Origin of the sequence: Centipeda periodontii DSM 2778 (genome assembly GCF_000213975.1) — a bacterium.
Taxonomy (GTDB): domain Bacteria; phylum Bacillota; class Negativicutes; order Selenomonadales; family Selenomonadaceae; genus Centipeda; species Centipeda periodontii.
In genome coordinates this window covers 1811713-1838243 of the sequence record NZ_GL892076.1, presented here as the reverse complement: position 1 = coordinate 1838243, position 26531 = coordinate 1811713, and the positions used below count along the sequence as shown (strand labels likewise).

The 26531-nt window shown below is 52.3% G+C and carries 34 protein-coding genes; 33 read left to right on the top strand and 1 reads right to left on the bottom strand.

Going from position 1 to position 26531, the window contains the following annotated elements; translation table 11 throughout:
* Window positions 1-162: 162 nt before the first annotated feature.
* The 18 genes from HMPREF9081_RS14860 to HMPREF9081_RS08230 all read left to right on the top strand — a co-directional run bounded on the left by HMPREF9081_RS14860 (window position 163) and on the right by HMPREF9081_RS08230 (window position 13971).
* Window positions 163-498, top strand: coding sequence for a DUF7768 domain-containing protein (locus HMPREF9081_RS14860; RefSeq protein ID WP_006306708.1), 336 nt, complete (start codon window positions 163-165; stop codon window positions 496-498).
* A complete protein-coding gene (locus tag HMPREF9081_RS08310; protein WP_006306707.1) occupies window positions 495-2771 on the top strand; it encodes a phage/plasmid primase, P4 family in 2277 nt (758 codons plus the stop codon). Before HMPREF9081_RS14860 ends, HMPREF9081_RS08310 begins: the two co-directional genes overlap by 4 nt.
* A gap of 204 nt (window positions 2772-2975) precedes the next feature.
* Window positions 2976-3257, top strand: a complete 282-nt coding sequence (locus tag HMPREF9081_RS08305) for a VRR-NUC domain-containing protein (protein ID WP_006306706.1) — start codon at window positions 2976-2978, stop codon at window positions 3255-3257.
* A 1-nt stretch (window position 3258) separates the two neighbouring features.
* Window positions 3259-3582, top strand: a complete 324-nt coding sequence (locus HMPREF9081_RS08300; RefSeq protein WP_009655329.1) for a hypothetical protein — start codon at window positions 3259-3261, stop codon at window positions 3580-3582.
* Window positions 3579-4943: a DEAD/DEAH box helicase gene (locus HMPREF9081_RS08295; protein WP_006306704.1), complete on the top strand. Its 1365-nt coding sequence runs from the start codon at window positions 3579-3581 to the stop codon at window positions 4941-4943. Before HMPREF9081_RS08300 ends, HMPREF9081_RS08295 begins: the two co-directional genes overlap by 4 nt.
* The gene (locus HMPREF9081_RS08290; protein ID WP_006306703.1) at window positions 4930-5280 is read left to right on the top strand and encodes a hypothetical protein; all 351 of its coding nucleotides are present in this window, start codon (window positions 4930-4932) and stop codon (window positions 5278-5280) included. The genes HMPREF9081_RS08295 and HMPREF9081_RS08290 overlap by 14 nt, the downstream gene beginning before the upstream one ends.
* A 2-nt stretch (window positions 5281-5282) precedes the next feature.
* Window positions 5283-5687 carry a hypothetical protein gene (locus HMPREF9081_RS08285; RefSeq protein WP_006306702.1) on the top strand — a complete coding sequence of 135 codons (405 nt, stop codon included), beginning with the start codon at window positions 5283-5285 and terminating at the stop codon, window positions 5685-5687.
* Window positions 5688-5840: 153 nt separating this feature from the next.
* Window positions 5841-6197, top strand: a complete 357-nt coding sequence (locus tag HMPREF9081_RS13310) for an HNH endonuclease (RefSeq protein WP_071530371.1) — start codon at window positions 5841-5843, stop codon at window positions 6195-6197.
* A gap of 121 nt (window positions 6198-6318) precedes the next feature.
* Window positions 6319-6879, top strand: coding sequence for a P27 family phage terminase small subunit (locus HMPREF9081_RS08275; RefSeq protein WP_006306700.1), 561 nt, complete (start codon window positions 6319-6321; stop codon window positions 6877-6879).
* A gap of 13 nt (window positions 6880-6892) precedes the next feature.
* Complete coding sequence (locus HMPREF9081_RS08270; RefSeq protein ID WP_006306699.1) at window positions 6893-8158, top strand: site-specific DNA-methyltransferase; 1266 nt, start codon at window positions 6893-6895, stop codon at window positions 8156-8158.
* Window positions 8158-8697 carry an N-acetylmuramoyl-L-alanine amidase family protein gene (locus HMPREF9081_RS08265; protein WP_006306698.1) on the top strand — a complete coding sequence of 180 codons (540 nt, stop codon included), beginning with the start codon at window positions 8158-8160 and terminating at the stop codon, window positions 8695-8697. Before HMPREF9081_RS08270 ends, HMPREF9081_RS08265 begins: the two co-directional genes overlap by 1 nt.
* A gap of 2 nt (window positions 8698-8699) precedes the next feature.
* On the top strand, window positions 8700-8981 hold the full coding sequence (locus HMPREF9081_RS08260) for a hypothetical protein (protein WP_040394887.1): 282 nt from the start codon (window positions 8700-8702) through the stop codon (window positions 8979-8981).
* Window positions 8978-10585 carry a DNA cytosine methyltransferase gene (locus tag HMPREF9081_RS08255; protein WP_006306696.1) on the top strand — a complete coding sequence of 536 codons (1608 nt, stop codon included), beginning with the start codon at window positions 8978-8980 and terminating at the stop codon, window positions 10583-10585. Before HMPREF9081_RS08260 ends, HMPREF9081_RS08255 begins: the two co-directional genes overlap by 4 nt.
* A 57-nt stretch (window positions 10586-10642) precedes the next feature.
* Complete coding sequence (locus HMPREF9081_RS08250) at window positions 10643-11452, top strand: hypothetical protein (RefSeq protein WP_006306695.1); 810 nt, start codon at window positions 10643-10645, stop codon at window positions 11450-11452.
* Entirely contained in the window at window positions 11436-11672 is a 237-nt protein-coding gene (locus tag HMPREF9081_RS08245; protein WP_006306694.1) for a DUF4314 domain-containing protein, read from the top strand. Before HMPREF9081_RS08250 ends, HMPREF9081_RS08245 begins: the two co-directional genes overlap by 17 nt.
* On the top strand, window positions 11669-11845 hold the full coding sequence (locus HMPREF9081_RS08240) for a DUF5049 domain-containing protein (RefSeq protein WP_006306693.1): 177 nt from the start codon (window positions 11669-11671) through the stop codon (window positions 11843-11845). Before HMPREF9081_RS08245 ends, HMPREF9081_RS08240 begins: the two co-directional genes overlap by 4 nt.
* Before the next feature lie 150 nt (window positions 11846-11995).
* Window positions 11996-12274 carry an Nmad4 family putative nucleotide modification protein gene (locus HMPREF9081_RS08235; protein WP_006306692.1) on the top strand — a complete coding sequence of 93 codons (279 nt, stop codon included), beginning with the start codon at window positions 11996-11998 and terminating at the stop codon, window positions 12272-12274.
* Between the two features lie 95 nt (window positions 12275-12369).
* Window positions 12370-13971 carry a terminase large subunit gene (locus HMPREF9081_RS08230; RefSeq protein ID WP_006306691.1) on the top strand — a complete coding sequence of 534 codons (1602 nt, stop codon included), beginning with the start codon at window positions 12370-12372 and terminating at the stop codon, window positions 13969-13971.
* 103 nt (window positions 13972-14074) lie between these two features.
* On the opposite strand, the gene HMPREF9081_RS08225 is transcribed toward HMPREF9081_RS08230, so the two are convergent.
* Window positions 14075-14965 carry a GIY-YIG nuclease family protein gene (locus HMPREF9081_RS08225; RefSeq protein WP_006306690.1) on the bottom strand — a complete coding sequence of 297 codons (891 nt, stop codon included), beginning with the start codon at window positions 14963-14965 and terminating at the stop codon, window positions 14075-14077.
* Between the two features lie 39 nt (window positions 14966-15004).
* Between HMPREF9081_RS08225 and HMPREF9081_RS08220 the strand changes: the two genes are divergently transcribed.
* The 15 genes from HMPREF9081_RS08220 to HMPREF9081_RS08150 all read left to right on the top strand — a co-directional run.
* Window positions 15005-16258 carry a phage portal protein gene (locus tag HMPREF9081_RS08220; protein WP_006306689.1) on the top strand — a complete coding sequence of 418 codons (1254 nt, stop codon included), beginning with the start codon at window positions 15005-15007 and terminating at the stop codon, window positions 16256-16258.
* A complete protein-coding gene (locus tag HMPREF9081_RS08215) occupies window positions 16248-16937 on the top strand; it encodes a head maturation protease, ClpP-related (protein WP_006306688.1) in 690 nt (229 codons plus the stop codon). The genes HMPREF9081_RS08220 and HMPREF9081_RS08215 overlap by 11 nt, the downstream gene beginning before the upstream one ends.
* Window positions 16938-16952: 15 nt before the next feature.
* Window positions 16953-18128, top strand: coding sequence for a phage major capsid protein (locus tag HMPREF9081_RS08210; RefSeq protein ID WP_006306687.1), 1176 nt, complete (start codon window positions 16953-16955; stop codon window positions 18126-18128).
* A 34-nt stretch (window positions 18129-18162) separates the two neighbouring features.
* Window positions 18163-18438 carry a head-tail connector protein gene (locus HMPREF9081_RS08205; RefSeq protein WP_006306686.1) on the top strand — a complete coding sequence of 92 codons (276 nt, stop codon included), beginning with the start codon at window positions 18163-18165 and terminating at the stop codon, window positions 18436-18438.
* Window positions 18439-18777: a phage head closure protein gene (locus HMPREF9081_RS08200; protein ID WP_006306685.1), complete on the top strand. Its 339-nt coding sequence runs from the start codon at window positions 18439-18441 to the stop codon at window positions 18775-18777.
* 111 nt (window positions 18778-18888) lie between these two features.
* Complete coding sequence (locus HMPREF9081_RS08195; protein ID WP_006306684.1) at window positions 18889-19281, top strand: phage holin family protein; 393 nt, start codon at window positions 18889-18891, stop codon at window positions 19279-19281.
* Between the two features lie 108 nt (window positions 19282-19389).
* Window positions 19390-19575, top strand: a complete 186-nt coding sequence (locus tag HMPREF9081_RS08190) for an SHOCT domain-containing protein (RefSeq protein ID WP_040394881.1) — start codon at window positions 19390-19392, stop codon at window positions 19573-19575.
* A gap of 34 nt (window positions 19576-19609) precedes the next feature.
* Window positions 19610-21109 carry a recombinase family protein gene (locus HMPREF9081_RS08185; protein ID WP_006306682.1) on the top strand — a complete coding sequence of 500 codons (1500 nt, stop codon included), beginning with the start codon at window positions 19610-19612 and terminating at the stop codon, window positions 21107-21109.
* A complete protein-coding gene (locus HMPREF9081_RS08180; RefSeq protein ID WP_006306681.1) occupies window positions 21088-22659 on the top strand; it encodes a recombinase family protein in 1572 nt (523 codons plus the stop codon). The genes HMPREF9081_RS08185 and HMPREF9081_RS08180 overlap by 22 nt, the downstream gene beginning before the upstream one ends.
* 328 nt (window positions 22660-22987) lie before the next feature.
* A complete protein-coding gene (locus tag HMPREF9081_RS08175; RefSeq protein ID WP_009349417.1) occupies window positions 22988-23356 on the top strand; it encodes a TIGR02328 family protein in 369 nt (122 codons plus the stop codon).
* Between the two features lie 47 nt (window positions 23357-23403).
* A complete protein-coding gene (locus HMPREF9081_RS13895) occupies window positions 23404-23808 on the top strand; it encodes a hypothetical protein (RefSeq protein ID WP_040394872.1) in 405 nt (134 codons plus the stop codon).
* Between the two features lie 238 nt (window positions 23809-24046).
* On the top strand, window positions 24047-24490 hold the full coding sequence (locus tag HMPREF9081_RS08165) for a hypothetical protein (protein ID WP_006306678.1): 444 nt from the start codon (window positions 24047-24049) through the stop codon (window positions 24488-24490).
* A 104-nt stretch (window positions 24491-24594) separates the two neighbouring features.
* Window positions 24595-25026 (top strand): hypothetical protein, encoded by a 432-nt coding sequence (locus HMPREF9081_RS08160; RefSeq protein WP_154647303.1) that lies wholly within the window; start codon window positions 24595-24597, stop codon window positions 25024-25026.
* A 330-nt stretch (window positions 25027-25356) separates the two neighbouring features.
* Complete coding sequence (locus HMPREF9081_RS08155; RefSeq protein WP_040394866.1) at window positions 25357-25893, top strand: methylated-DNA--[protein]-cysteine S-methyltransferase; 537 nt, start codon at window positions 25357-25359, stop codon at window positions 25891-25893.
* 127 nt (window positions 25894-26020) lie between these two features.
* On the top strand, window positions 26021-26531 hold a 511-nt coding region (locus tag HMPREF9081_RS08150), incomplete at its 3' end, for a helix-turn-helix domain-containing protein (protein ID WP_040394865.1).

Below are 26531 nucleotides of genomic sequence, written 5' to 3'. Positions count from 1 at the left end.
AGAACACAAAAATTCCACCGTCGATGAGAAAAAAATTCTGACCGCACAAACGGTCATTTCTTTTTATGGAAAGAAAAAATTTTTCTCGGACGGTGGAAAAATCGTTAGTTCATTTCCTTACCTAAGTGAGGGGAATAAATCCACACGAAAGGACTGGTGCATATGGCTACAAACGAAAAAACGCGACACTTGGTATACATAGCATCCGCTTACTCCGGCGACATAGACGGCAATACGAGGAAGGCAAGGCTGTACTGCCGTTTTGCGGCTTTGGAAGGAAAATCGCCTATCGCACCCCATCTTTATCTGCCGTCCTTCTTATCGGAGGAAACGGAGCGAGAACTTGCTTTGGAGATTGACCTTGCCATTCTCAACTACTGCTCGGAGCTTTGGGCGTTTGGTGAGCCGACCGTAGGCATGAAGGCTGAGATTGCTGCGGCAGAGGAGCAGGGCATAAGGATTCGTCGGTTTACGGAAAATATGGAGGAAATCGTATGAAGTTCACATTGTTTACCGCCGATTGCGTCGGCAACGAAAAAAACTGCGTCTATCCCCATAAAGCGGAGATTGACTCGCCCACGGCTTTGGCGGCGGCTGTTGCCAATGACCACACGGCGGGGAAGTTTAAGGGCAGCTATCGCTCCAAGGGAAAATTCGAGTGGTCGAACTGCATTCTTATGGATGTGGATAACGACAAAAGTGACAACCCCGCCGACTGGGTGGACGAAAAGAAACTGCTCGCCGACTTCGGCGATATGCAGATGGTGATTATTCCCAGCCGTCACGACATGAAGGAAAAAGACGGCAAGACGGCGCGCCCCAAAAAGCACGTGGTCTTTGTCATCGAGCAAACTGCGGACGCCGTCCGTTATGCAGCTATCAAGGCGGCAATTCAAGCGAAGTACACCTACTTCGATGATAACGCCCTCGATGCGGCGCGGTTTATGTTTGGCTCGGAGGTTAAGCCGGAGGATATTGTTTGGAATGATGGTTGGCTTACCATCGACGATGACCTTGGCGGCGAAGAAGCATTGGAGGACTTGCTCCCGGAACATTCTAAGGAAATCTCGGCGGGGGTCAGGAACAAGACGCTGTCTCGCTTTGTCGGTCGCGTGCTGATGCGGTTCGGAGATACGGAAAAGGCGCGGGAACTCTTCGAAGCTGAGGCGGCAAAGTGCAATCCTCCCTTGGAAGAACGGGAACTTGAAACCATCTATCGCTCCGGCAGGCGTTTCCTTAAAAAGGTACAGCAGAACGAAAACTATGTGCCGCCGGAGGAATACGAGGCCATGTTTGGCAGCGCGGGATATTTGAAGCCCGAAGACTACTCCGACATCGGACAAGCCAAAGTGTTGGCGTCGGTTTTCGGTGACAAACTCTGCTACTCCGGGGCTACCGGCTTTCTCCGCTATGACGGCTCGGCGTGGCTTGAGTCCAAATATCAATCCATAGGTCTTACGGAGGAATTTTCCGATATGCAGCTTGCCGATGCGGAAAACCTTATACAGCAGACCGAGGATGCGCTCCTTGCGTCCGGCATTACCGAGCAGGACATCATCGCCGGTGGCAAGACCCTCGAAAAGCAGATAGCGGGGGAGGAGCAGACAAAACTCTTTATGGCGTACCTTGCGGCAATCAAGTACAAGGCTTTCGCCATGAAACGGCGGGACATGAAGTTCATTGTCTCCGCTATGGAAGCGGCAAAGCCCATGCTTGAAGTCAAAGCCGCCGATTTAGACCGCGATCCCTTTATGCTGAATTGCAAAGACGGCACCTACGACTTGACGCAAGGCGCGGACGGACGGCGTGACTTCAATCCCGACGACCTTATCACCAAGATATGCAACACATCGCCGAGCGACGAAGGAAAAGAACTCTGGGAGAATTTCCTCACGACCATTTTCTGCGGTGACCGGGAACTTATTGAGTATGTGCAGAAAATCTGTGGGCTTGGGGCGATAGGCATCGTTTACCTTGAAGCCATCATCATCTCCTATGGTGACGGAGCCAACGGCAAATCTACCTTTTGGAATACCATCGCTTGGGCTTTGGGGACTTACGCCGGAGGAATATCCGCCGATGCGCTTACCACGGGTTGTCGCCGCAATGTGAAGCCTGAAATCGCCGAAGCAAAGGGTAAGCGACTTCTTATTGCTGCAGAGTTGGAAGACGGCGTGCGTCTATCAACCTCCGTGGTGAAACAGCTTTGCAGTACCGACCAAATCAAGGGCGAGAAGAAATACAAAGACCCCTTCGATTTTATGCCCAGTCATATGTTGGTGCTGTACACGAACCATCTGCCGAAGGTGGGAGCAATGGACAGGGGCATTTGGCGGCGGCTCATCGTCATTCCCTTTAACGCCACAATCACCGGCAAAAACGACATCAAGAATTTCTCCAAGCATCTCACGGAAAATGCCGGGGGATATGTTTTGAAGTGGATTATCGAGGGCGCAAAGAAAGCCATTGACGATGGGTACAATCCCAAGCCGCCCAAGGTGGTGGAGGATGCCATTGGACGGTATAAGAGCGATAGCGACTGGCTGGGCTACTTCATCGAGGAATGTTGTGAAGTAGGCGAGGACTTTGTGGAGAAATCCGGCGAGTTCTATAACGAGTATCGCGCTTTTTGTATGCGGACGGGCGATTACATCAGGGATTCGGCGACCTTTTACTCCACCATCGAGCAAGCGGGCTTTTCTCGCTTTAGAAAATCCAACGGACGATTCATCAAGGGAGTCAGGCTGAAAAATAGTGCCTTTGATGACTAATGACACCCATGACCGTCAATTTTTATGACGGTCAAAGCTGTGTGGTAGTCAGCCAAGAATCCAGATTCGATGGGACTTCAAGTGGGTTATGACACCTATGGCAACCATTTACTATACCCCCTTTAGGGCTGATTTATTCCTTAAATCTCTCTATATAAAAGGTATGTAAAGGGATGTCGTAGGTGTCACATAGGGGGGAAAGCTATGAGGGAAAAGAACATCGAGCGAAAACTCGTAGAGGCTGTGAAGTCACTTGGCGGCATTTGCCCAAAGTGGGGATCGCCGGGACTTGACGGCGTACCCGACCGCATCATTCTCCTGCCCGGTGGACGCACGGCCTTTGCCGAACTCAAAGCGCCGGGTAAGAAGGTGCGTCCGCTCCAAGCGGCACGGCATAAAACCTTACGGCGATTGGGCTACAAAGTCTATGTGATTGACGGTGCGGAGCAAATCGCGCCGATACTTGAGGAGATTGGAGGGGACTGATTTGATTATCACTTTGTGGGACGGCAGAAACGAACCCGTGACCGAAATACGGGATATGCTGTATCTCGTTGACGAATATATGGGCATGGATGCCCGGTGGTGGTTTGAGGACTGGCTCAAAGACCAAGAGGATAACGAAAAAGCCTACGATGGCCTTTGGAAGGATTACGAGGCACAACAAAAAGACCATAAGGACACCATCCGCGAGATAGAGGACAAGGTCAAAAAACTCGCCGAGATTATCGAGTACAAAGATTTTGACGGCAAAGCGGCAGAGAAAGCCTTGCGGGATATTTACCATATCCTTTGGAGGGAACTCCGATGAAGTACACGCCGCATGAATATCAGACCTACGCCGCAGATTTTATCGAAACTCACGACCAAGCCGCCGTTCTCCTCGATATGGGGCTTGGAAAGACGGCTATCACGCTGACGGCAATAAACGACTTGCTTTTTGACCGTTTTGAAATCTCCCGTGTGCTGATTATCGCGCCATTAAGGGTGGCGAAAAACACATGGCCGCAGGAGATAAAGAAGTGGGATCACCTCGTAAACATCAGCTATGCCGTAGCCGTAGGCACGGAGCAGAATAGGCGAGCGGCTCTCACTCAAAAAGCCAATCTCTATATCATCAACCGAGAGAATGTGGACTGGCTCATTACAAAGAGCGGCTTGCCCTTCGATTATGACATGGTGGTTATCGACGAACTCTCCAGTTTCAAATCCCACCAAACAAAGCGGTTCAAGACGCTGATGAAGGTTCGCCCCAAGGTAAAACGCATCGTGGGCTTGACGGGTACGCCGTCTAGCAACGGTCTGATGGATTTATTCGCTGAGTTTCGGTTACTCGATATGGGGGAGCGGCTGGGGAAATTCATCGGTCAATACCGAGAGCAGTATTTTGTCCCCGACAAGCGGAGTCAGCAGATGGTCTTTTCCTACAAGCCTCGACCCGGCGCAAGGGAAGAAATTTACAGCCGCATCGCCGACATTACCATCTCCATGAAAGCGGGAGATTTTTTGAAAATGCCGCCACTCGTGATGAATACCATGACCGTCAAAATGACCGACAAGGAGCGAAAAGTCTACGAGCGTATGAAAGCCGACATGGTGGTACAGCTTGGCGGCAAGGAGATAGATGCCGTCAATGCGGCGGCTCTTTCCAATAAGCTATTGCAGATGGCAAACGGTGCGGTGTATGACAAAGACTGCAAAGCCCTTCACCTGCACGACCAAAAACTTGATGCCTTGGAGGACATCATCGAAGGAGCAAACGGCAAAGCGGTGCTGGTGGCGTACTGGTTTAAGCATGATTTGGAGCGCGTCAAGTCGCGGTTTTCCGTGCGAGAGATAAAGACCGACCGCGACATTGCCGATTGGAACGAGGGGAAAATCCCCGTCGCCGTTATTCACCCCGCTTCTGCCGGACACGGGCTTAACTTACAGGACGGCGGCTCTACCTTGGTGTGGTTCGGACTCACTTGGAGTTTGGAACTTTATCAGCAGACTAATGCTCGGCTCTATCGCCAAGGACAAAAGGACACGGTGGTTATTCATCACATCCTGACGGAGAACACCATCGACCAAAACGTGATGTATGCCTTAAAGCATAAGGACAAAACTCAAGCGGCTCTTATCGATGCCGTGAAAGCTAATCTGGGAGGTGCTGTCCATGAATCCGTATGAGGCTTTGGCTAACGCCATCATCGAACAGGCGGCGAAAGACCATAAAAAAGCGGCGAAGTTTCTGAAGAAAAATCGTCGCACAAAGGAACTATCTGAAATTGTCGCCGCCCAAGTCGCCGCAAAACAAAAACACCGAGAAGAGCGAAAGGCTCTGAAACTTCCCGCCGAGCGTGAGAAACTAAGCCGTGAGGAGCGGAAACTAAACGCCATCATCAGCCATGAAACCTTACGGTATGATACCGAGAAGTTTTTCCGTTCCGATTGGTTTGGGGAACTCACGGAGTTGGACGGGGAAGTGCTGCTCTCGCGGCTTAAGCAAATGGAGGAGGCGATGTAAGCGTGAGCGTGAGAGAATTTTTAGAACGGGCGCGGCATTTGGACGATGCCATTAACGCCCAAATTGCGGAGCTTAACCATCTGCGGGAACTCTCCATGAAGATAAGCGGCAGCCGTTTGGAGGAGCGCGTCAGCCACAGAAAGCCCACGGAAGCACCCTATGCCAAGTGGGTGGAGCGGATTATTGACAAGGAAAAAGAAATCAACGAGAACATCTATCGCTTTCTTGCCGTCAAGATGGAGATCAGCGACTTCATCGACAAGATTGATAATCCCGAATGGCAGAGCCTGTTGCGCCGTCGCTATGTGCTGTGTAAGTCTTGGCCTGATATTGCCGTGGATATGTTCAGCAGTTTGAGAACCGTTCAGCGGCTTCACAATAAAATCTTAAAAAATCTCGAAAATTGACACGGTTTGGCATTAGTTGGCACTATTTGGCACTGCTTGGCACGTTGTTGACCGGGGCTTGACATGGTATAGTATAGGCTAGAAAAGTGTAGATAGACCTCCGAGGGAGAAATCCCTGCGGAGGTTTTTTATTGCCCAAAACGAGGTGGTGCTATGCCGAGGAAACCCAAACGCCCCTGCCGTTATCAAGGTTGCCCAAAACTGACCGACAGCAAGAGCGGCTACTGCGAGGAACACGAAAAGCAAATGCAACGGCACTATGAGCATTTCGCCCGTGGGTACAATCAGCACGAGCGATATGGTGGTGCGTGGAAGAAAATCCGCGACCGTTACATCGCGGCGCATCCTCTTTGCGAGAGATGTCTTGGGCTTGGCTTTGCGACGGTGGCAACGCTTGTTCATCATGTGAAGCCGATTGCTGATGGTGGGACGAATGAGGAGAGCAATCTCAAAAGTCTGTGCGTCAGCTGTCACGAGAAAATCCACCAGCGGAAAAAATCCGACGGCTGACCGGGAGGGGCGGTAGAAATCTCTACAAGCCACGCCCCGTCTGACCGGCACGGGGGCTCGCGTAAAAAAAGAACGGTTCAAACGGGGTATTAAAAAACGGGCAGATTGGAGGTGATGCCCTATGGCAAAGGACGGTACAAATCGCGGTGGTAGGCGAGTCCGGGCGGGAGACAAACCCGAAGCACTGGCAGATAAAATTGCGGGCGGGCGAACGGCGCACATCATGGAGTTCCCCATGACGGAACTGGACGGCACAGACCTTGTGGATGCCGCCGACCTCTATGGTGAGGAGATGCCAACGCCGAGCGAGTTCCTGTCTGCGCGACAGCGGAATGGAAAGCCGCTCGGTGCGGACGAGATTTTCCGCGAGACGTGGCTGTGGCTGAAGGAGCGCGGCTGTGAGCGCCTCGTGAATCCACGCCTGATTGAAAGCTACGCGCAGGCATTTGCCCGCTTTGTCCAGTGCGAGGAGGCAATGAGTCAATACGGGCTCATCGGCAAGCATCCGACCACCGGAGGGGCAATAGCAAGCCCCTTTGTTCAGATGGGGCAGGCATTCCAGAAACAGTCCAATCTGCTCTGGTATGAGATTTTCGACATCGTAAAGCAGAACTGCACCACCACGTTCAGCGGATCGCCGCAGGAGGATCGGATGGAACGGCTGCTGCGTTCGAGGAAGTAAGGAGGGAAGTCATTTGAACAAAACAACATCGGAGATGAAGCTCGTTCCGATCAGTAAACTCGTGCCATATGCCAACAACGCACGGACGCATTCGCCCGAACAGATCAACAAGCTGCGCGGCAGTCTGCGGGAGTTCGGATTCGTCAGTCCCGTCATTATTGACAAGGACTACGGCATCCTCGCAGGACACGGGCGCGTTATGGCTGCACGGGCGGAGGGCATGGAGAATGTGCCGTGCGTATTCGTCGACCATCTGACCGAGGCGCAGAAGAAGGCATACATCCTCGCGGATAACCGTTTCGCACTCGATGCGGGATGGGATGAAGATATGCTGCGTGTCGAGATGGAAGCCTTGCAGGGTATGGACTTCGACATCTCACTCACGGGCTTCGACGAAACCGAGATTGCCGATCTGCTCTCACTGGATGACGACGAAGCGCAGGAAGACGACTTCGACGTGGATGCGGAACTCGCAAAACCCTGTGTTGCTCAATCGGGTGATGTGTGGCATCTCGGCAAGCATCGTGTTATCTGCGGAGATTCCACGTTGCCGGAGACGTATGAACGTCTGCTCGGCAGTGAGAAGGTCAACCTCGTATGCACGGACCCGCCGTATTTTGTGGCTCTGGAAAGCACATCTGGGAAAATCAAGAACGATGATCTGAATGACAAGGACGCTTACGACTTCCTGAAATCTGCCTTTACCGCCTTTCACTCGGCAATGGCGACGGACGCTTCCATCTACGTTTTCTACGCAACGGCAAAAGCCCGCATCTTTCATGACGCTTATGAGGATGCGGGCTTTAAAGTTGGCGCGGGACTCGTGTGGAAGAAAGACCGCCTTGTACTCACACGGACGGATTGGAAGTACATTCACGAACCGGTCATCTGGGGCTGGCGGAAGGACGGGCGGCACAGATGGTACGGCGATCAAAAGCAGACTACGGTGTTCTCTTTTGATCGTATCAAGGACTCGAAGAAGGACGGCTACGGACATCCATCCTCGAAGCCCGTACCGCTCATTGCGTACCTTGTTAAGCAGTGTACGCAGACGAATGGCATCGTTCTTGACGGCTTCCTCGGTTCGGCATCAACGCTCATCGCCTGTGAGCAGCTGAACCGTATCTGCTACGGTGTGGAGCTTGAACCGAAATTCGTGGATGTCGCTGTTGAGCGGTACATCCAGAGCAAGGACGGAAATGCGGAAGATGTGTTTTTGGAACGTGATAGTGAGCGCATTCCGTATGCGGATGTGCCGAAACCAAAGGAGGAAGCATAATGCGTGTGTTTTTGAATCCGGGTCATGCCCCGGACGGGAATCCAGATCCCGGTGCGTGCGGGTACGGACTGAGAGAATGTGATGTGGCAAAGAATGTCGCTGATCTTGTTGTGGGCTACCTTACTGCCGCAGGTGTTGAGGTGGTCGGCAACTTGCAGTCTGACAGCCTCCATGAAGTCGTATCGGCCTCCAACCGTGTGGATGCCGATGTATTCATCTCCATCCACTGTAATGCGTGCAACGGTGTAGCACAGGGGACGGAGGTTTGGCACTACTACGGAAGCGGCGCAGGGGAGAAGCTGGCACAGTGCATCCAGAATCAGATTGTGGATGCGCTCGGAACAGTGGATCGCGGCGTGAAAGGCGCAAAGCCCGGTGTCAACGGACTGTATGTTCTGAGCAACACCGATGGGGTCGCCGTGCTCGTGGAACTTGCGTTTATTGACCATGTGAGCGATGCAGAGCTTCTGCGGTCGCAGCAGGATGAATTTGCCCGCGCCATTGCGCGTGGGGTAACGGACTATGAAGGAGCGTGTTGAAGATGAAACTGGAACACATTCAAAACGAGCTGAAGAACCATGTAGGGGACTTTGTGCGAACGGAGGCAAAGGAAGCGACCGTCCTCTGGATGCACGAGAAAGGGCTCTCGGCGGCGCGTGAAGTATCGGCGGCGTATACGGCGGCACTGAAGGAGAGCGCGGAGAAGGAGACGGGATGGTGCAGGTTCCGCGACCGTATCTTCCTGCCGCTTGTCATTGACGGTGCGATCTGGATGACGAGCAAAATGCTCGAGCGCATGACCGCTCCCCATATTGTGAAATGATGACGCTCGGCAGTTTGTTTTCTGGCTCAGGGGGCTTTGAACTCGGTGCTGTTCTCGCGGGGATTACGCCGATATGGGCATCGGAGATTGAGCCGTTTCCGATTCGCGTCACCACAAAGCGGCTTCCCTCCGTCAAACATCTTGGAGACATCCATCGGATTCACGGCGATGAGATCGAGCCTGTGGACATTATCACGTTTGGCTCTCCTTGCACGAATCTCAGCATCGCGGGACGGAGGGAAGGGCTGCATGGAACAGAATCCGTTCTCTTTTTTGAGGCAATTCGTATCGTGCGGGAAATGAGGTGTGCAACGAATGGAAGATACCCAAGGTTTATCGTCTGGGAGAATGTCGCAGGCGCATTCTCGAGTTCCGGGGGACGGGATTTCCAATCCGTCCTTACGGAGATTGTCCGCATCAAAGAGCCGAAAGCACCCGAGGTGCCTTTGCCTGAAAAGGGTGGATGGGCATACGCAGACATTCTTCTGGGAGACGGATGGAGCATTGCTTACCGGCTCATGGACGCACAGGGCTGGGGAGTTCCACAGCGTCGGCGCAGAATCTACCTTGTCGCAGATTTTGGAGGATCAAGTGCCGGACAAATACTATTTGACACCGAAAGCGTGCGTCGGGATCTTGCGCCGTGCTTCGCTTCGTGGCAAGGCACTGCCCGAGAGTTTGCGGATGGCACTGGAACGTCAGGCGGGCGGATAAGTGCGGGTTTCTGTACCGAGCATTCTGCACAGAGCCGAAGTATCGGCTATGCGGAGGAGAAATCTCCGACACTACGAACTGAAACCGTTCCTGCCGTATTCGAGTCACACGGCTCGGATGCGCGGTACAACGGTCCGCTGGAAATCTGTCCGACTGTGCTTCGGCACTATGGCACGGGCGGAAACAATCAGCCGATTGTACTCAAGGACATACAGGCATACGGAATCTCGTCATTCCAGTCCAATGCCATGCGCTCGGATAACCCGAACTCCGGCATCTATGAAACGAAGACGGCGCGGACGATTGACCAAAGCGGCGGGAACCCTGCGTGCTGTCAGGGCGGCGTTGCGGTCGTCTCCATCCAAGGCTCGATGATCGGACGCTCCGAAAAGAACGGCCCGCAAGGAAGTGGTATCGCAGAGAATGTGAGTTTTACGCTCAACACTGCCGACCGTCATGCGGTCTATGCCATGACGACGCGCTGCCACGCTCATTTTGCAAAGGAGAAATGCCCGACGCTGATGGCGCGGGACTTCAAAGACCCGATGGTCGTGAATCAGCCCGTCTATGCCGTTCGGAGATTGACACCGACCGAGTGCGGACGCTTGCAGGGCTTTCCCGACGGATGGTGCGCGGGACTTGGGACGGATGAGCCGACCGAGGAAGAAGTGTTCTTCTGGCGCGAGGTCTTTGAGACACACCGAAAAATCACGGGTGGGAAGAAGCCAAAGACCGATACGCAGATTCGGAGATGGCTCAGAAATCCACATTCGGATGCTGCAGAGTACAAGATGTGGGGAAACGGCGTCGCACTTCCTTGTGTGCTCTATGTCCTTACGGGAATTGCACATTTTGGGCATTCGGTGTATACAACAGATTTCGCTTGCTAATTCTTCCCGCGTGAGTGATGAATGTAATGACCAAAGTTCATAAAGGAGGAAATTACCATGAAGGTCAATTACAACATCCAAAAGGAAGAGCGCAAGGCGATGGTCGGGATCGTCAGCAAGGTGCTAAACACGAAGCCCGTCTACTGCGGCGCACCGAGCTTTTCCTACAAGGTCGGCGCATTTGAGATCACGAAGGACGGCGGTCTTTGCTTCGACGATGCCACCGACGAAGCGACACTTGTGCGTGTGCGCACGGCACTGTGCGAGGAGGGCTTTATGTCCGAGGGCGGGGAGCATGAGGCTTCCTGCGCAGACACAGGGGCGAAGGAGCCGAGCACAACGGAATCCACGACGAGCGAGACTCCTTGCGAGGACACGGCGCAGAACGATTCCACCCCGACGGAAACGGCAGATGCAGAAGCTGACTCCTCCGAAGATACCCTTTCCATCAGCCTCCCGCGTAGCCTCTTCACGGAGACCGCACTGAACAATCTGGACGCGCTTCTCCTGAGCAAGGGACGGCTCATCCGGCACGCCTTTGACATCAAGGAAGCGACCTACACTCTGACGAATGATCGCATCACCTTCGCGTGGCTGCACGGCACGATCACCGACGAGACGGCAAAGGCATACGCTGAGTTCATCAGCAAACTCTGCGAGATGGCACGGACGCAGAAGCGTGTCACGGCAAAGGAGAAGATTGTGGACAACGAGAAATACGCATTCCGCTGCTTCCTCCTGCGCCTTGGCATGATCGGAAATGCCTATAAGGTAAGTCGAAAGATCCTCATGCAGAACCTCACGGGCAGCAGCGCGTTTAAGAGCGGACATCGGAAAGGAGATGAGCGTCATGCATTTTCCGAGTAAGGAACAGATCGCCGCGCTTCGGGAGAGGTATCCGCGCGGGACGAAGGTGGAACTCCTCGGCATGGACGATCCGCAAGCACCACCGACAGGGACGATGGGCGAGATTCTGGGCGTTGACGATGCAGGACAGCTTCTCGTCCGATGGGAGACAGGATCGTCACTCAGCCTTATCCCCGGTGTGGACTCCTTCCGCATCGCAGAGAAAGGCGGTCAGTCATGAACGAGAAAATTGTTTCCCAGATCAGGGACATCCGCAACTCCGGGCAGGTGAATATGTTCGATGTTCCCGCTGTTCAGAGGATGGCGTTTAAGATGGAATTCTACGAACTCATCTGCTTCATCGAGAGAGATCGCGCCGCATATATTCGCTTCATCCTCACGGGCGAAGAGTAAGTTTTACAGCTTCTTGCACAGCCTTTCGGGGCTGTGTTTCTCTCGAAAAATAAGTGTAGTTTATCCGAAATATGACTTGCTATATTCCTCGTTTAGAGACATATATGTACATGACCGAAGGGAACAACCTACACAAAGGAGGAAACGAAAATGAGGAACGCAGAAGCAAGATGGCCGAAGACCACCACGATGGAGCACCTCGATGAGATGCGGTTCGGGACGAGCGGCGCGATCCTGCGCTACGGCGAGCAGATCCTTGTTGTCGGAATGGAGTGCTGGGGATTCCACGCAGCCATCTACGAGATGGTCGAAACGCCGGAGGAGACTGGCTTCGCGGACATTGAATGCCGCCTGAACCTCGTCGAAGCCAGCATGGAGCTTTTCGAGGACGGCGGGCACGCGATGGCTTGGTGCATGAAGCGCATCTAAGCCACGCCGAACAACAAATCAGCCCTTCGGGGCTGCTTCTCGTTTCTGTGTTTTTGAGTCGCTGACAGCGGCTCTTTTTTGATGGGAGTGATTGCTTGCGGAAACTGACGGACTACACACCGACGAAGTTTATGGCAGAGAACGCGCACTATGACAAAGCCGCTGCGGACTATGCCGTGGGTTTTATCGAGTGTCTGTGCCATACGAAGGGGACGTGGGCAGGAAAGCCCTTCGAACTCATCGACTGGCAGGAGCGCATTATCCGAGACATTTTCGGAATTCTGAAGCCGAACGGCTATCGTCAGTTCAACACAGCGTATATCGAGATAGGGAAGAAGAACGGGAAGAGCGAACTCGCGGCCGCCGTTGCACTACTCCTTTGCTGCGGTGACGGGGAGGAGCGAGCCGAGGTGTATGGCTGTGCTGCTGATCGTCAGCAAGCAAGCATCGTATTCGAGGTCGCAGCAGACATGGTGCGTATGTGTCCTGCACTCAGCAAGCGGGTGAAGATCCTCGCCTCCCAGAAGCGCATGGTGTATTTGCCGACGAACAGTTTCTATCAGGTTCTTTCGGCAGAGGCGTACTCCAAACACGGGTTCAATATTCACGGCGTGGTATTTGATGAGCTGCACACACAGCCGAGCCGCAAGCTCTTTGACGTTATGACAAAAGGCTCTGGCGATGCGCGAATGCAGCCGCTCTACTTCCTTATCACCACAGCGGGGACGGATACGCAGTCCATCTGCTACGAGACGCACCAGAAAGCGAAGGATATTCTCGAAGGGCGAAAGATCGACCCGACCTTCTATCCCGTGATCTACGGAGCAAAGGAGGATGAGGACTGGACAGACCCGGAGGTCTGGAGGCGGTCGAATCCGTCGCTCGGCATCACGGTCGGCATCGACAAGGTACAGGCAGCCTGTGATTCCGCACGGCAGAACCCTGCCGAGGAGAACAGTTTTCGTCAGTTGAGGCTGAATCAATGGGTGAAGCAGTCCGTGCGGTGGATGCCGATGGACAAGTGGGATAGCTGTGCCGCCCCTGTTGACGCTGAGTCCTTGGATGGTCGTGTCTGCTACGGCGGTCTTGACCTTTCCTCCACGATGGATATTACAGCATTTGTTCTGGTCTTTCCTCCGACGGAGGAGGATGAGCCGTTTGCCGTGCTTCCGTACTTCTGGATTCCCGAGGAAAACATCGACCTGCGTGTGCGTCGCGACCATGTTCCCTATGACGTGTGGGAGAAGCAAGGCTTTCTTATGACCACAGAGGGGAATGTCGTGCATTACGGATTCATCGAGGCGTTCATTGAGCGGCTTGGCGAGAAGTACAACATCCGCGAGATTGCCTTTGACCGATGGGGCGCAGTGCAGATGGTGCAGAACCTCGAAGGGATGGGCTTTACCGTCGTACCGTTCGGGCAGGGCTTCAAGGATATGAGTCCGCCGACCAAGGAGCTGATGAAGCTGGCGCTGGAAAAGAAAATAGCGCACGGCGGGCATCCCGTCATGCGCTGGATGGCAGACAATATCTTCATTCGCACCGACCCTGCGGGCAACATCAAGGTGGACAAGGAGAAATCCACCGAGAAGATTGATGGTGTGATTGCGCTCATCATGGCACTCGACCGTGCGATCCGCTGTGGGAATGATACCTCAGCATCTATTTATGACGAGCGAGGAATTTTGTTGCTGTGAGAGGGTAGAAAAAGGAGGGCAGGTGGAATAAATGATTTACTCTGCATATGAATAACAAGCAATGTTAGTTTATATGCGATTCGAGCCGCGAAGATAGTAACGTTCATTCCAACATTAAATTTTCGTATTCTTTGAGTGTTGTTCCGTTTTCTGTTTTCCATGCTATCAAACCGTTTGTAGATTGCCCTACAAGAAATCTTGCAGCGGCAGATGGGCTAGAGAAAAGCATATCTTCTAAGAGAATACCGTCGGATATATGGGCTTTTCTTCTGCGCTTACTTATTCCAGCAGATATTGTTGAATCCTCCACTGGGGAGACCTTGCTTCCTTGTAAAACAACAAATCCCTCTGCCGTATGCTTGCCTTTTGCTTCGATGGTTCTGCCAAGTTTCCGTATTTTTCTTGATAGATAAAAAATCACATTTGTTCTTTTCTCTATAAAGTTTGATATTTGTTCTTCTGATACTGTTGTTGATAGTGGCTCGAAAATTTTGTGTCCTAATACACCCATGATTATACGGGCTTTTTCAGTAAACTCTTCCAGTTCGCTTTCTTTTTCCTCGGTTATATTTCCCTGGGTTGGTTCATTTCCGTTTTTTATCTCGTATCGCTGCGCATCTATTGCAAGGTTACAAAACTTATTCTCAAGAAAACTTATTTCAGTAGGTCCGAAAGAGTTGTTTGAAGTAGTGAAGACAACAGCCTCGTTCCAATAATCATCTTTCTTGTGCTCAAGCAATCGATGGAGAATACCTTTCCCGTTTTTCCGATTACCGGCTTGGCCTATATAGGCGAGGGGCTTTTCTGTTTCATCGGATGTGCCAAAGAGAAAATATACGCCGCTCTGTTTTAGATCGTCACGGTCTTTACATTTTTCAAGAGATGTTCTTGGAATTTTATAGACTGTGCCAGTCCAGTTGGATAAGGTGCATTTTATGCGTCCGATTGGTGTATCGTCCATAAGAAATACGTTGATATTTTTTCCACGTGCCATTTTACTCTCCCTAACCCTAATCGAAAGGTTGCTGATACCATGAACATCTTCTCAAAACTTTTCCGTTCGCGGGACAAGCCCATGAATCATCTTGGCGGCTTGTCCTTTTTGTTCGGGCAGACGGCAGCGGGCAAGGCAGTCAACGAACGGACGGCAATGCAGACAACGGCAGTCTACGCCTGTGTCCGCATCCTTGCAGAATCCATCGCGGGACTGCCGCTTCACGTTTACGCTTACAAAGGGCAGGGCAAGGAGCGCGTGCCGGAGCATCCGCTGTATTTCCTCCTTCACGATGCACCGAATCCTGAGATGACGAGTTTCGTGTTCCGCGAGACTCTTATGGCACATCTCCTCCTGTGGGGAAATGCTTATGCCCAGATACTTCGGGATGGAAGGGGGCGAGTCCTCGGACTCTATCCGCTCCTCCCGGACAAGATGGATGTGAGCCGCGACAGCCGCACGGGGGAACTCTACTACACCTACACGCGAAGCACAGAGGAGAATCCGAATTTTGCGGACAAGGGGCAGATTCGTCTGCGCCGTGAGGATGTCCTCCACATTCCGGGACTAGGCTTCGACGGACTTGTCGGCTACAGTCCGATTGCTATGGCAAAGAACGCCATCGGGATTGCCCTCGCGACAGAGGAATACGGCGCTGCATTCTTCAAGAACGGTGCGCGTCCGGGCGGCGTGCTTGAGCATCCGGGCGTCCTCAAAGACCCGTCGAAGCTCCGTGAGAGCTGGCACGCTGTCTACGGTGGTACGATGAATACAGGTAGGATCGCAGTTCTCGAAGAGGGGGTGAAGTATCAGCAGATTGCCATTCCACCCGAGGAGGCACAGTTCCTTGAAACACGGAAGTTCCAGATCGATGAGATTGCACGGCTCTACCGTGTGCCGCCGCATATGGTCGGGGATTTGGAGAAATCCTCGTTTTCGAACATCGAGCAGCAGTCGTTGGAGTTCGTGAAGTACACGTTGAATCCATGGGTCGTTCGTTGGGAGCAGTCACTGCAGAAAGCACTGCTGACGGAGAAGGAGCGGAAGGACTACTTCATCCGCTTCAACGTGGACGGGCTTCTGCGCGGGGACTACAAGAGCCGCATGGAGGGATATGCCATCGGGCGGCAGAACGGGTGGCTCTCTGCGAACGACATCCGCAGCCTTGAGGACATGAATCCTATCAATGCAGACGAGGGCGGCGATCTCTATCTCATCAACGGGAATATGACGAAACTGAAGGACGCAGGGCTGTTTGCAGGGAATCAGAAGGGAGTAAGTGATGAAACGTAAATTTTGGAATTGGGTGCGGAACGAGGGAGAGAAGCGTATCTTGCTTCTGGATGGTGAAATCTCGGACGAAACGTGGTGGGGCGATGAAGTCACACCTCAGATGTTCCGTTCCGAACTGAACGCCGCCGAGGGAGATATTGACCTCTGGATCAACTCACCGGGCGGGGACTGCTATGCAGCGGCGCAGATTTACAATATGCTCATGGAATACCCCGGCGAGGTCACGGTCAAAATTGACGGGATTGCCGCCTCTGCCGCATCCGTTGTCGCGATGGCAGGATCGACCGTTGAGATTTCACCCTTGGGGATGTTGATGATCCACAATCCCATGACAGTCTCCATCGGAGATACGCACGAGATGGAACGGACGATTACGTTCCTTGCCGAAATCAAGGAGAGTATCATCAACGCCTACGAGATCAAGACGGGGCTGTCCCGTGCGAAGATTTCACGGCTGATGGATGCCGAGACGTGGATGAATGCAAAGAAAGCCGTGGAGCTTGGATTTGCGGATTCCGTTCTCTATACGGACGTTCAGCGTCCTGTGACAGACACGGCAGACGGACTGATCTTCTCCCGTGCCGCTGTCACGAACTCCCTGCTCTCGAAATTCGGGCAGGGAACACACAATGTCGATGCAGAGCCGTTTAAGAAGCGGCTCTTTTCTATTTCACATTAACGGAGGGACAAGAACATGGATAAGATCATGGCAATGCGCGAGAAGCGTGCAGAAATGTGGGAACAGGCAAAGCAGTTTCTGGATTCTCACGAAAAGGATGGGCATCTCACAGCCGAAGATGCCAAGGCGTATGAGCAGATGGAGAACGAGGTGCTCGCGCTCGGCAAGGACATTGAGCGCATGGAGCGTCAGGCGATTCTCGATGCACAGCTTGCAAAGCCCGTGACGGCGGCAATCACCAACATTCCGGGGGCTGCGCTCAATGCGGAAAAGACGGGACGGGCAAGCGAGGCATATCGTGCAGCAATGCTCAAGGCACTTCGCACGAACTTTCGGCAGGTGGAGAACGTCCTGCAGGAAGGCGTGGATGCAAACGGCGGCTATCTCGTTCCCGCGGAATACGATCAGCGTCTGATCGACGTTCTGAATGAAGAGAACGTTCTGCGTCCGCTTGCGACAGTCATCACCACGAGCGGGGAGCACAAGATCAACATCGCCGCCACCAAACCTGCGGCATCGTGGATTGAGGAAGGCGCACCTCTTACCTTTGGGGACGCGACCTTCGACCAGATCGTCCTCGACGCGCACAAGCTGCACGTTGCGGTCAAGGTGACGGAGGAACTTCTCTATGACAACGCCTTCAACCTTGAGAACTACCTCATCGAGCAGTTCGGCAAGGCACTCGGCAACGCAGAGGAGGACGCATTCCTGAGTGGCGATGGGACGCACAAGCCCAAGGGTCTTCTCGTGTTGGCAAAGACATCCGTCACCACGGCAGGTGCCGACATCAAGGCGGACGAACTCGTGACACTCGTCTACAGCCTCAAGCGTCCCTACCGCAAGAATGCGGCGTTCATCGTCAACGACCAGACGCTTGCAAGCATCCGAAAGCTCAAGGATGCGAATGGCGCATACTTCTGGCAGCCGTCCTACCAGATGGGCGAACCCGACCGTCTGCTCGGCTATCCCGTGTACTCTTCGGCATATATGCCTGCTGTCGAGGCGGGCAAGACCGTCATTGCATTCGGCGATTACTCCTACTACAACATCGGCGACCGTGGGACACGTTCCCTGCAGGAACTGAAGGAGCTGTTCGCAGGCAACGGCATGGTCGGCTACGTCATGAAGGAGCGTGTGGACGGCAAGCTCGTTCTTGAGGAAGCGGTGCAGACACTCAAGATGAAGGGCTGATTTATGTTTTGCGGCAAAGAGGGGAGGTGGTTCTATGCTTGTGCCGCTTGCAGCAGTGAAACAATATCTGCGAATTGACGGGGATGAGGAGGATGACCTTCTCACGCACTTTACGGAAACGGCAGAACAAATCTGTACAGCGTTACTGCGCGTGAAGAAGCTGTCCAAGGTCGAAGATCAGGCGATTGTGCGCGTTGCAATTCTCTATGCCGTGTCCTATCTCTACGAACACCGAGAGGAAGCGGATCACAGAGGGCTTGCGCTGACGCTGCGCTCGCTCCTCTTTGGTGTGCGGAAGGAGGTCTTTTAGATGAAGGTGTCTATGAGCGAACTGCGTCACCGAATTTCTATCCTGCGCCCCGTGACGGATACGGATGATGAGGGAAATATCCTCTCCTCATCTGCGCAGGAGATTTCAAAGGCGTGGGCGCTCGTTCTTCCGTTTGCGGCGAAAATCTCCGACGGTTATGCGGAGAAGGTGCAGGAGGTGGATTACCGCATCGTCATTCGTTACCGTGCGGATGTACGAGTGACGGATCGTATTCGTTGGGGTGACAAAACGCTCACACCCATTGCGCCGCCCTATCCGCTCGGCGGCAAGAAGCAATGGCTTGTCATGGAATGCAGGGAGTTGGTGGAAGATGGCTAGATACCGAGGATTCGTCTCTGCCGAAAAGATTCTCTCGGAACTCGGCACAGAGGCGACGGCTGCGCAGGATGAGCAATCTCAATAAATGGAAGAAAGCAGGGGGTGTCTGATATGGATCAGATTTTAACCATACGTCTGTATGCGGCGGGCATCGGCATCGTTGTTGGGGAGTTCCTCGGCAGCTTTGACGATCTGCTCTATGCCCTCGTTGTGTTTGTGGCGACGGACTACATCACAGGAGTTCTCCGTGCGATTGTGGAAAAGAAACTGTCGAGTGCCATCGGCTTTAAGGGCATCTGCAAAAAAGTCTGCATCTTCACCCTTATGGGCGTGGCGAACGTCCTTGATGTACACATCATCGGGAGCGGCTGCGTCCTGCGCTCCGCCGTGATCTTCTTCTACATCTCGAATGAAGGAATCTCGATCATCGAGAACGCAGCACGAATGGGGCTTCCCGTTCCGCAGAAATTGCAGGACATGATGCACAGCCTCAAAGATAAATAACTGCTTTAACCTCAACGCCCGGCGAATGATCGTCGGGTTATTTTTATGCCCGCAAAGGTGACCACAAGAGCCGTTTTTGTCTGCTGCTTCATGAAGGGAGATGTTGAAATGAGCAAGGAAGAAGGAATACGGGAAATGACGTATCAGATGGTGATGCGTGCTTCATGGAAAATGCTGCAGAGCGGACTTTTGTCAGAGGACGAGTATCTTGCGTTTGAAGGGAAAATGCGCGAGAAATATCGTCCCGTCATCGGGCTTCTATTTTCAGATATTGACTTGCTATCGTGCGGATAGTACGGGAATATGGGAGTGGAAAGGAGGGAGCACCATGAAGATACGAAGAGTTCAACCAAGCCCTATATTGCAGAAAAAGCTGCGTGTGGCGGCATACGCCCGCGTCTCTGTGGATACGCTTCACCACTCTCTTGCGGCGCAGGTCAGTCACTACAGCAATCTCATCCAGAAGAATCCCGCGTGGGAATACGCAGGCGTGTACGCAGATGAAGGCATCACAGGCACGAGTACCACGCATCGGACGGAGTTCAAGCGACTGATCGCCGATTGCAACGCCGGGAAGATTGATCTGGTACTGGTTAAAAGCATCAGCCGTTTTGCCCGTGACACCGTGGATTGCCTTCATACCGTTCGACGGTTGAAAGAGAAGGGGATCGCCGTCCGCTTCGAGCGCGAGAACATTGATTCCACATCCGAGGACGGAGAGCTGCTCTTGACGCTGCTCGCATCCTTTGCGCAGGAAGAGAGCAGAAGCATCGGCGACAACATTCGGTGGGGTGTGCGGCGACGTTTCGTACAGGGGATTCCGAACGGGCATAAACCGCCTTATGGCTACACTTGGGACGGCGAGATGTTTCGCATTATCCCTGCTGAGGGCAAGATCGTCAAGGAAATTTACCGCAGATACCTTGCCGGGGAATCTGCCTACGCCATCGCAAAGATACTCGCGGGGCGCGGAATCACAGGACGGCAGGGGAGACCCATCGAGCAGACCACGGTAAAGGACATCCTCTCCAACATCTCCTACACGGGCACAATGGCGCTGCAGAAGAACTACATCAGCGAGGGGCATATCCGCAAACGGAATAAAGGCGAACTGCCCATGTATCTGGTGGAAGGGATGTTCGAACCTCTGGTGTCAAAGGAAGATTTCGACAAGGCACAGGAGATACGGAAACGGAGAGCCGAAGGGGCGGCCAATCGGAATCCTGTGCTAATGCCGTTTTCCGGAATGGTGAAATGTGGATGCTGCGGAGGCGGCTTCAGCAGAAGAACTGCCGGGAAGTACAGGCGATGGGGCTGCAACACAAGAGAGCGGAAGGGCAGCACTGCTTGCGATAGCCGTCCGATCAAGGAAGAGGAGCTTGTGGCTGCGGTCAGAACCGTCATGGAGAAGGATGATTTTGATACTGCAGAACTCAAACGCAAGGTGTCCAAGATCGTCATTTACGGTGATCGGATCGACTTCCATCTTGTGAACGGACGTATAAAAAAGACTGCCCGAATCTACAACGGGCAGCGAGGAAGCAATCCCTTTACGAACAAAGTCTACTGTACTTCCTGCGGCAGCAAGTGTGAGCGCGATATATGGACGAAGGGAGCAAAAGTGTGGTCTTGCAGTCAGCCGCGCACGAAATGCGGACTGAAGCGGCTGCCCGAATCCGAACTAAAGGAAGCGGCAGAATCTTTGTTCGGTGACTGCTGCGAAGGAAAGATTGTGCAGAACGTCGAGCGGATCATCATATCCGACGATGAAGTCATATTTCAACTCAAAGAAGGAGGCGCATACCGATGGCAAAGACAGTGCGGATGATTCCTGCAACTCCCAGAGTGTTTCGGTCAGAAGTTGCGGCAGAACCAAGGCGGCGCAGAACGGCAGGATATGCCAGAGTTTCGACCGATCATGAAGAACAGGCTTCCAGTTACGAAATGCAGATGGCGCATTACAAGAACTACATTGAGAGCCGTGCAGACTGGGATTTCGTCGGTATGTATTCGGACGAAGGGATAAGCGGCACCAACACAAAGAAGCGTGACGGGTTCAACCAGATGATCGAGGATGCCCTTGCCGGCAAGATCGATCTTATCATTACAAAGTCGGTCAGCCGATTTGCAAGAAACACAGTGGATTCTCTGCAGAATGTCCGCAAACTCAAGGAAAACGGCGTAGAGATTTACTTTGAAAAAGAGAACATTTGGACGTTCGACACGCGCGGAGAACTCCTTATAACGATTATGTCCAGCCTGGCTCAGGAGGAGAGCCGCAGCATCTCGGAGAACACGACATGGGGCAAGCGGAAGCAGTTCGCCGAGGGCAAGACCAGTGTGGGCTACAGTGCCTTTCTCGGCTATGACAAGGACTTCGAAATCAACGAAGAACAGGCAAAAATCGTGAGACTCATCTACAAACTCTTCCTTGGCGGGCGATCCTTCTATGCCATCACCAAGGAGTTGGAGAAGCGGGGAATCAAATCCCCGTCGGGAAAGGACAAGTGGTACATCTCCACAGTGCGCTCCATCCTTACAAATGAGAAGTACCGTGGCGATGCACTGATCCAGAAAGAGTATACGGCAGACTTCTTGGATAAGACGAGACGGAAGAATACGGGCGAGATTCCGCAGTACTATGTGGAGGAACATCACGAGGCGATTATTCCGCCGGACTTATTCGACTTTGTGCAGTCGGAGATAAAACGCAGAGAGCAGAACGGCAAGCACAGTGGCGTAAGCATCTTCGCGAACAAAATCAAATGCGGCTGCTGTGGTGGTTGGTACGGGGCGAAAGTGTGGCACTCGACCGATAAGTACCGCAGAGTCATCTACCGCTGCAATAAGAAATATTCCCAAAAGGGAAAGCCGTGCAGCACGAGGCATCTGACGGAGGAGGAAATCAAACAGATTTTCGTCAAGGCATTGAATTCCTTGGTGGAAGTCAAAGAGAACGTGATCGCAGAACTCAGATCCCTGATTAACGGCGTTTGCCAGACAGGGGAGTTGACTGAGGAACACGATAGAACAGAGCAGGAACTCGGCGTTTTGACAGAACGGCTCGAAATGCTGATTCGTGAGAATGCACGGGTGGCACAGGATCAGACGGAGTATCTGAAACAGGAAAATGAGATTCGCGCACTCTATGTGGAAAAGCAGGGGCATTTGGAAAACTTGAGTGGGCAAATTGCCGAGAGGGAGGGCAAGAGAAAGACCTTGGAGGGCATGATATATACGATTTGTGGTATCAACGGGGAGCAGAGCGAGTTTGATGAAGATTTGTGGGGCGGGTTGCTCGATCACATTGTGGTCAAGGAGGACGGACAGATTACCGTTGTTTTCAAGGGTGGGATTGAGATTGGTGTTGAGGGGTGAGAATATAGGAGAGCTTCCATTCGTCATATTGTATGTTTTGAATATCTCTTTCAAAGAAGCATTAGGCAACACGGCGTGTTCTATGGTATAATTTTCATGGAAGATTGGATCAATACGCTGCCACGCAAGATCCTAGACTACGAAACTCCGCAAGAACGCTTCGATACCGCCTTGAAAACTCTTCACACATAATTTTTGATTCTGTTGTACTCTACTGCCCGATTTGATATTGCAATTTAGGGCTAAAAGTTTAACGAGAACTTGCGACAATTAAACTTGCAATTTGCCTTACAAAAACCCTTGACCACAACATTAACAGGAGAACAATATGAGACTATGGCATGAAAAACTTATCCACTTATTGCCCAAAAATCAGCTTCTTGGACAACATAGGGAATGTTGTGCTCTGAGGGGCAATGGATGGAAAAAGAGACATAAAACTGTGGACTATGTGTTTACATATTCCCCGTATCATCTTTTTATTTACCATGTATTGGTTATGGAGGAGATGGAAAAAAGAGGATATAATGTTTCTGCGGAATGGAAAGATAAAAATTATAGAGGAAGGACAGCAGAAAAGTACGATAATCTTAAAGAGGAAATTATAAGCAGCCCAATTTACAAAGAGCATAATATTGAATATCTGGCTGATTGCATAGAAAATTTGAGAGGTAAAGGTATACATTTAAAAGTATAGAAGTTGTGGAGGAGTAAGCGGAAGCCATAGGAGAACTCCTTCTTGGCATGGTCGTAGAGGCGGGCGAGAAGCTCCACCTTTTTGGAGCGGGCGCGATGGTAGATGGAATCGTCAAGGATGAGCACGTTGATGCGATCCGCATGAGTCAGGGGAGCGAGCGTGTCATAGATGATGGCGGCGGCAATCTCTGTCGTGAATCTGTGCCAGTGGATTCGGCAAGAGTTCATGAAGCGGCAGGACGTATCCTTGCCAAAAGGCATAGCGGTCCTATGGAGATGCATCTGCGTGTAAACGGAACGCTGCTGGAACACCATACGGAACGTCAGCAGGAAGATGCTGAGGACAGGAATGCCGCGAAGCTTGTACGCATTTGCCGCACGGAGGATGCGACCGACTTGATAGCGACGGAAAAGACTTGCATGTTCTTGGAAAGCAGCTTCTCGTCTTGGTGATTTTGTGTTATACTGTTCATAGCATAAGCCTCCATTGGATGTTTTTGGTTGACACTTAAAATTATACCAAATGGATGTTGCTCATGCTGTTTTATTTGCCAAGAAGATAGATATTTTAAGGATTACAGCAGATTATTCATCTGCGAAGTTTGAGATAAAAATATTTTTAGAACAGGCAGGAAAATCCACGGGGGGGGGAATAATATACTTGGAGTAAAGACGATTGGAAAGGAGATCTATGGAGATATTTGTTATTGTGGAATTTTTTTCGTTTGCTGTGCTATGTGGCGCAGCAACTTATATGGTGAAAAAGGCGAAAGAAGACCGTGTGGCGATTACTGTATTGTCGTTGCTCTTTCTCCTTCTCATTATCTTCATGGAACGCTGCGCACCGCGCGGAAGCGTATGCGAGATGGTTGGACAGAATGCGTTGCCGGCAGTCGCGACGTTGCTTCTTGTACGATTTTCCTATGTGGGAAGTCAGATAACAGAGAAACTACTGGGACTCGGTTTATTGGGCTTGTTTGTATCAACAGTTGCGTTCGTATTCGTCACCGGAACAGAATGGGAAAAATTTATCCAAAAAGCAGCTGATATTTTCACGGCGCTTTCGATGGGATTGATGTTAGGATGGTTGGATTTTTCCCTTCCCGTAGGGCGTGGGCGGCGTTGCCTAAAATAGCGCATAGGCTTAATGAAATTATGTGTATTGAGGTTTGAAACGCGAAAAGCGCAGCGAACCTTTCCATACGATGGGGATGAACTGTATTGTTAGAAAGGATGTTTATGATGGTAAAGATGGGTCAATTTTTGAGGCTGTTCGGTTTCATCGCGGCGGCGTTTGCGCTCTGCGTATTCGGCAGCTCCCCGGCGCAGGCAATGACGATATCAGACCTGCAGGGCGATTATCGGGTTGTGGAGCAAACGTATACATGGGGAGCTAATGCAGGCAGTATGGTATTCAATCTGCATATGGTAGATGGAGAACTCGTCGGGACGATAAAGCAGTTAAATGGCTCAAAGTCTTTTGATGATGTTGGACGAACGGTTATGGAAGGCTTCTATGTGGATGAGGGGACGTTATATTGTCAGTGGACCTACTGCCCAGGGGCTACGTTTCTTTCCAAGGTTAATGTATATAATAATGGCGCAGAGCTGAAGGTTTCGAGGTCAGATTCTCCTTCCAACTTCTATTGGAAGGTCAAGCGCATATCGTAACCTGATAGATTCCGTGTTGCTGTTCATCCCTAAACTTCGATTGGAACAATCATATCAGACGTATACCGTCTGAATCAGGCGTCGATGAACTCCTCGCATGGGGCGGGCATCGGCGCCTTTTTATTTGAAAACGCGAACCTGTTCGAGATGGGAGCGGGCAGCTTTAACGAGGGCGCTGCGTTTGTGCAGATAGAGAGATATATGGAGGAACGCGCCGATTTATGCTATACTAGGCGGCAGCATGAACGCCGTAGGTTCACGCTCGGTTCGCGTTCTATTGCGGGGCTGAACCGTGTCGGCACGCAAAAATATTCCTCGGGAGGGGATTGGATGACCTATACCATACGTTACACATCGCCGCTCGGGGACATCCTGCTCGCAGAGCGCGAAGGGGCGCTCATCGGGCTCTGGATCGCGGGGCAGGACTATGCGTCAGACCTCTGCGGGGAGACGGTAGAGGAGCGCGAGACGCCGCTCCTCCGGGAGACGAAGGAATGGCTCGCGCGTTACTTTGCGGGAGAGAGACCCGCCATAGAGGAACTCCCCCTCGCCCCGCGCGGGAGCGTATTCCGTCAGGCTGTGTGGCGATTGCTCTGCTGCATTCCCTATGGCACGACGACAACCTACGGCGCGCTCGCGCGGGAGGTTGCCGCCCTGACGGGCAAATCCTGCATGTCCGCACAGGCGGTCGGCGGCGCCGTCGGCCACAACCCCATCTCCATCATCATCCCCTGCCATCGCGTCGTCGGCACGAACGGCAGCCTCACCGGCTACGGCGGGGGGCTCTCGATGAAGATTGCCCTGCTCGAACACGAGGGCATCGATATGAGCGCATTCTTTGTGCCAAAGCACGGGACGAAACTCTAACAGAACGAAATAAATATAGAATGTTCGTTGTAAAATGAAGTTGAACAGCTAAACAAAAACAAAATCCATAGTGACATCCCGTGCTATAATGGTTCCGCTACAAAACATCAGCAAAAGAGCAATCACTATGGATTACGCCTATTCTACCACAATGGAAGCTGTTCGTAAATCGGGAAAGCACTTTACCCTTGATGAAAGAGGGCAAATACAGGCACTTCACCGTGAGGGATTCTCGCTTCGCGCCATAGCCGCACGGGTTGGATGCTCGCACACGGCGATCCACTATGAGATTACACGTGGGACGCCTGAACGCCGATCTGCTCGCGGGCGGTCTCCGCAATATACGGCAAAACGAGGGCAGCAGGCTTACCTCGCGCATAGAAAGAACTCCAAACGACCATACAAGGTTGACGGCGAGGTCTGTGCTCCATTCCTGCGTTGGATGACCGAAAAAATACGCAAGGACAAGTGGTCGATCGATATGTGCGTCGGGGATGCCAGGGCGAACAAACGGTTCGACGAGGAAGGCATCCCATGCACCAAGACGCTTTACAATATGCTGTGGGCGGGCAGGATTCCGTTGACGCCGTTCGATGTCCCGCAAGCGCTCGGACGAAAGTGCAAGCGCAAGCGAAACC

What these genes read in the sequence shown, in the direction of transcription:
- HMPREF9081_RS08205 (WP_006306686.1), top strand. Translation starts at nt 18,163, where the DNA reads ATGCTTGTGCCGCTTGCAGCAGTGAAACAATATCTGCGAATTGACGGG.
- HMPREF9081_RS08235 (WP_006306692.1), top strand. Translation starts at nt 11,996, where the DNA reads ATGAGGAACGCAGAAGCAAGATGGCCGAAGACCACCACGATGGAGCAC.
- HMPREF9081_RS08310 (WP_006306707.1), top strand. Translation starts at nt 495, where the DNA reads ATGAAGTTCACATTGTTTACCGCCGATTGCGTCGGCAACGAAAAAAAC.
- HMPREF9081_RS08260 (WP_040394887.1), top strand. Translation starts at nt 8,700, where the DNA reads ATGAAACTGGAACACATTCAAAACGAGCTGAAGAACCATGTAGGGGAC.
- HMPREF9081_RS08195 (WP_006306684.1), top strand. Translation starts at nt 18,889, where the DNA reads ATGGATCAGATTTTAACCATACGTCTGTATGCGGCGGGCATCGGCATC.
- HMPREF9081_RS08295 (WP_006306704.1), top strand. Translation starts at nt 3,579, where the DNA reads ATGAAGTACACGCCGCATGAATATCAGACCTACGCCGCAGATTTTATC.
- HMPREF9081_RS13895 (WP_040394872.1), top strand. Translation starts at nt 23,404, where the DNA reads ATGGTCGTAGAGGCGGGCGAGAAGCTCCACCTTTTTGGAGCGGGCGCG.
- HMPREF9081_RS13310 (WP_071530371.1), top strand. Translation starts at nt 5,841, where the DNA reads ATGCCGAGGAAACCCAAACGCCCCTGCCGTTATCAAGGTTGCCCAAAA.
- HMPREF9081_RS08160 (WP_154647303.1), top strand. Translation starts at nt 24,595, where the DNA reads ATGATGGTAAAGATGGGTCAATTTTTGAGGCTGTTCGGTTTCATCGCG.
- HMPREF9081_RS08155 (WP_040394866.1), top strand. Translation starts at nt 25,357, where the DNA reads ATGACCTATACCATACGTTACACATCGCCGCTCGGGGACATCCTGCTC.
- HMPREF9081_RS08255 (WP_006306696.1), top strand. Translation starts at nt 8,978, where the DNA reads ATGATGACGCTCGGCAGTTTGTTTTCTGGCTCAGGGGGCTTTGAACTC.
- HMPREF9081_RS08220 (WP_006306689.1), top strand. Translation starts at nt 15,005, where the DNA reads ATGAACATCTTCTCAAAACTTTTCCGTTCGCGGGACAAGCCCATGAAT.
- HMPREF9081_RS14860 (WP_006306708.1), top strand. Translation starts at nt 163, where the DNA reads ATGGCTACAAACGAAAAAACGCGACACTTGGTATACATAGCATCCGCT.
- HMPREF9081_RS08210 (WP_006306687.1), top strand. Translation starts at nt 16,953, where the DNA reads ATGGATAAGATCATGGCAATGCGCGAGAAGCGTGCAGAAATGTGGGAA.
- HMPREF9081_RS08275 (WP_006306700.1), top strand. Translation starts at nt 6,319, where the DNA reads ATGGCAAAGGACGGTACAAATCGCGGTGGTAGGCGAGTCCGGGCGGGA.
- HMPREF9081_RS08175 (WP_009349417.1), top strand. Translation starts at nt 22,988, where the DNA reads ATGAGACTATGGCATGAAAAACTTATCCACTTATTGCCCAAAAATCAG.
- HMPREF9081_RS08305 (WP_006306706.1), top strand. Translation starts at nt 2,976, where the DNA reads ATGAGGGAAAAGAACATCGAGCGAAAACTCGTAGAGGCTGTGAAGTCA.
- HMPREF9081_RS08200 (WP_006306685.1), top strand. Translation starts at nt 18,439, where the DNA reads ATGAAGGTGTCTATGAGCGAACTGCGTCACCGAATTTCTATCCTGCGC.
- HMPREF9081_RS08190 (WP_040394881.1), top strand. Translation starts at nt 19,390, where the DNA reads ATGAGCAAGGAAGAAGGAATACGGGAAATGACGTATCAGATGGTGATG.
- HMPREF9081_RS08165 (WP_006306678.1), top strand. Translation starts at nt 24,047, where the DNA reads ATGGAGATATTTGTTATTGTGGAATTTTTTTCGTTTGCTGTGCTATGT.
- HMPREF9081_RS08290 (WP_006306703.1), top strand. Translation starts at nt 4,930, where the DNA reads ATGAATCCGTATGAGGCTTTGGCTAACGCCATCATCGAACAGGCGGCG.
- HMPREF9081_RS08265 (WP_006306698.1), top strand. Translation starts at nt 8,158, where the DNA reads ATGCGTGTGTTTTTGAATCCGGGTCATGCCCCGGACGGGAATCCAGAT.
- HMPREF9081_RS08225 (WP_006306690.1), bottom strand. Translation starts at nt 14,965, where the DNA reads ATGGCACGTGGAAAAAATATCAACGTATTTCTTATGGACGATACACCA.
- HMPREF9081_RS08250 (WP_006306695.1), top strand. Translation starts at nt 10,643, where the DNA reads ATGAAGGTCAATTACAACATCCAAAAGGAAGAGCGCAAGGCGATGGTC.
- HMPREF9081_RS08185 (WP_006306682.1), top strand. Translation starts at nt 19,610, where the DNA reads ATGAAGATACGAAGAGTTCAACCAAGCCCTATATTGCAGAAAAAGCTG.
- HMPREF9081_RS08240 (WP_006306693.1), top strand. Translation starts at nt 11,669, where the DNA reads ATGAACGAGAAAATTGTTTCCCAGATCAGGGACATCCGCAACTCCGGG.
- HMPREF9081_RS08215 (WP_006306688.1), top strand. Translation starts at nt 16,248, where the DNA reads ATGAAACGTAAATTTTGGAATTGGGTGCGGAACGAGGGAGAGAAGCGT.
- HMPREF9081_RS08245 (WP_006306694.1), top strand. Translation starts at nt 11,436, where the DNA reads ATGCATTTTCCGAGTAAGGAACAGATCGCCGCGCTTCGGGAGAGGTAT.
- HMPREF9081_RS08180 (WP_006306681.1), top strand. Translation starts at nt 21,088, where the DNA reads ATGGCAAAGACAGTGCGGATGATTCCTGCAACTCCCAGAGTGTTTCGG.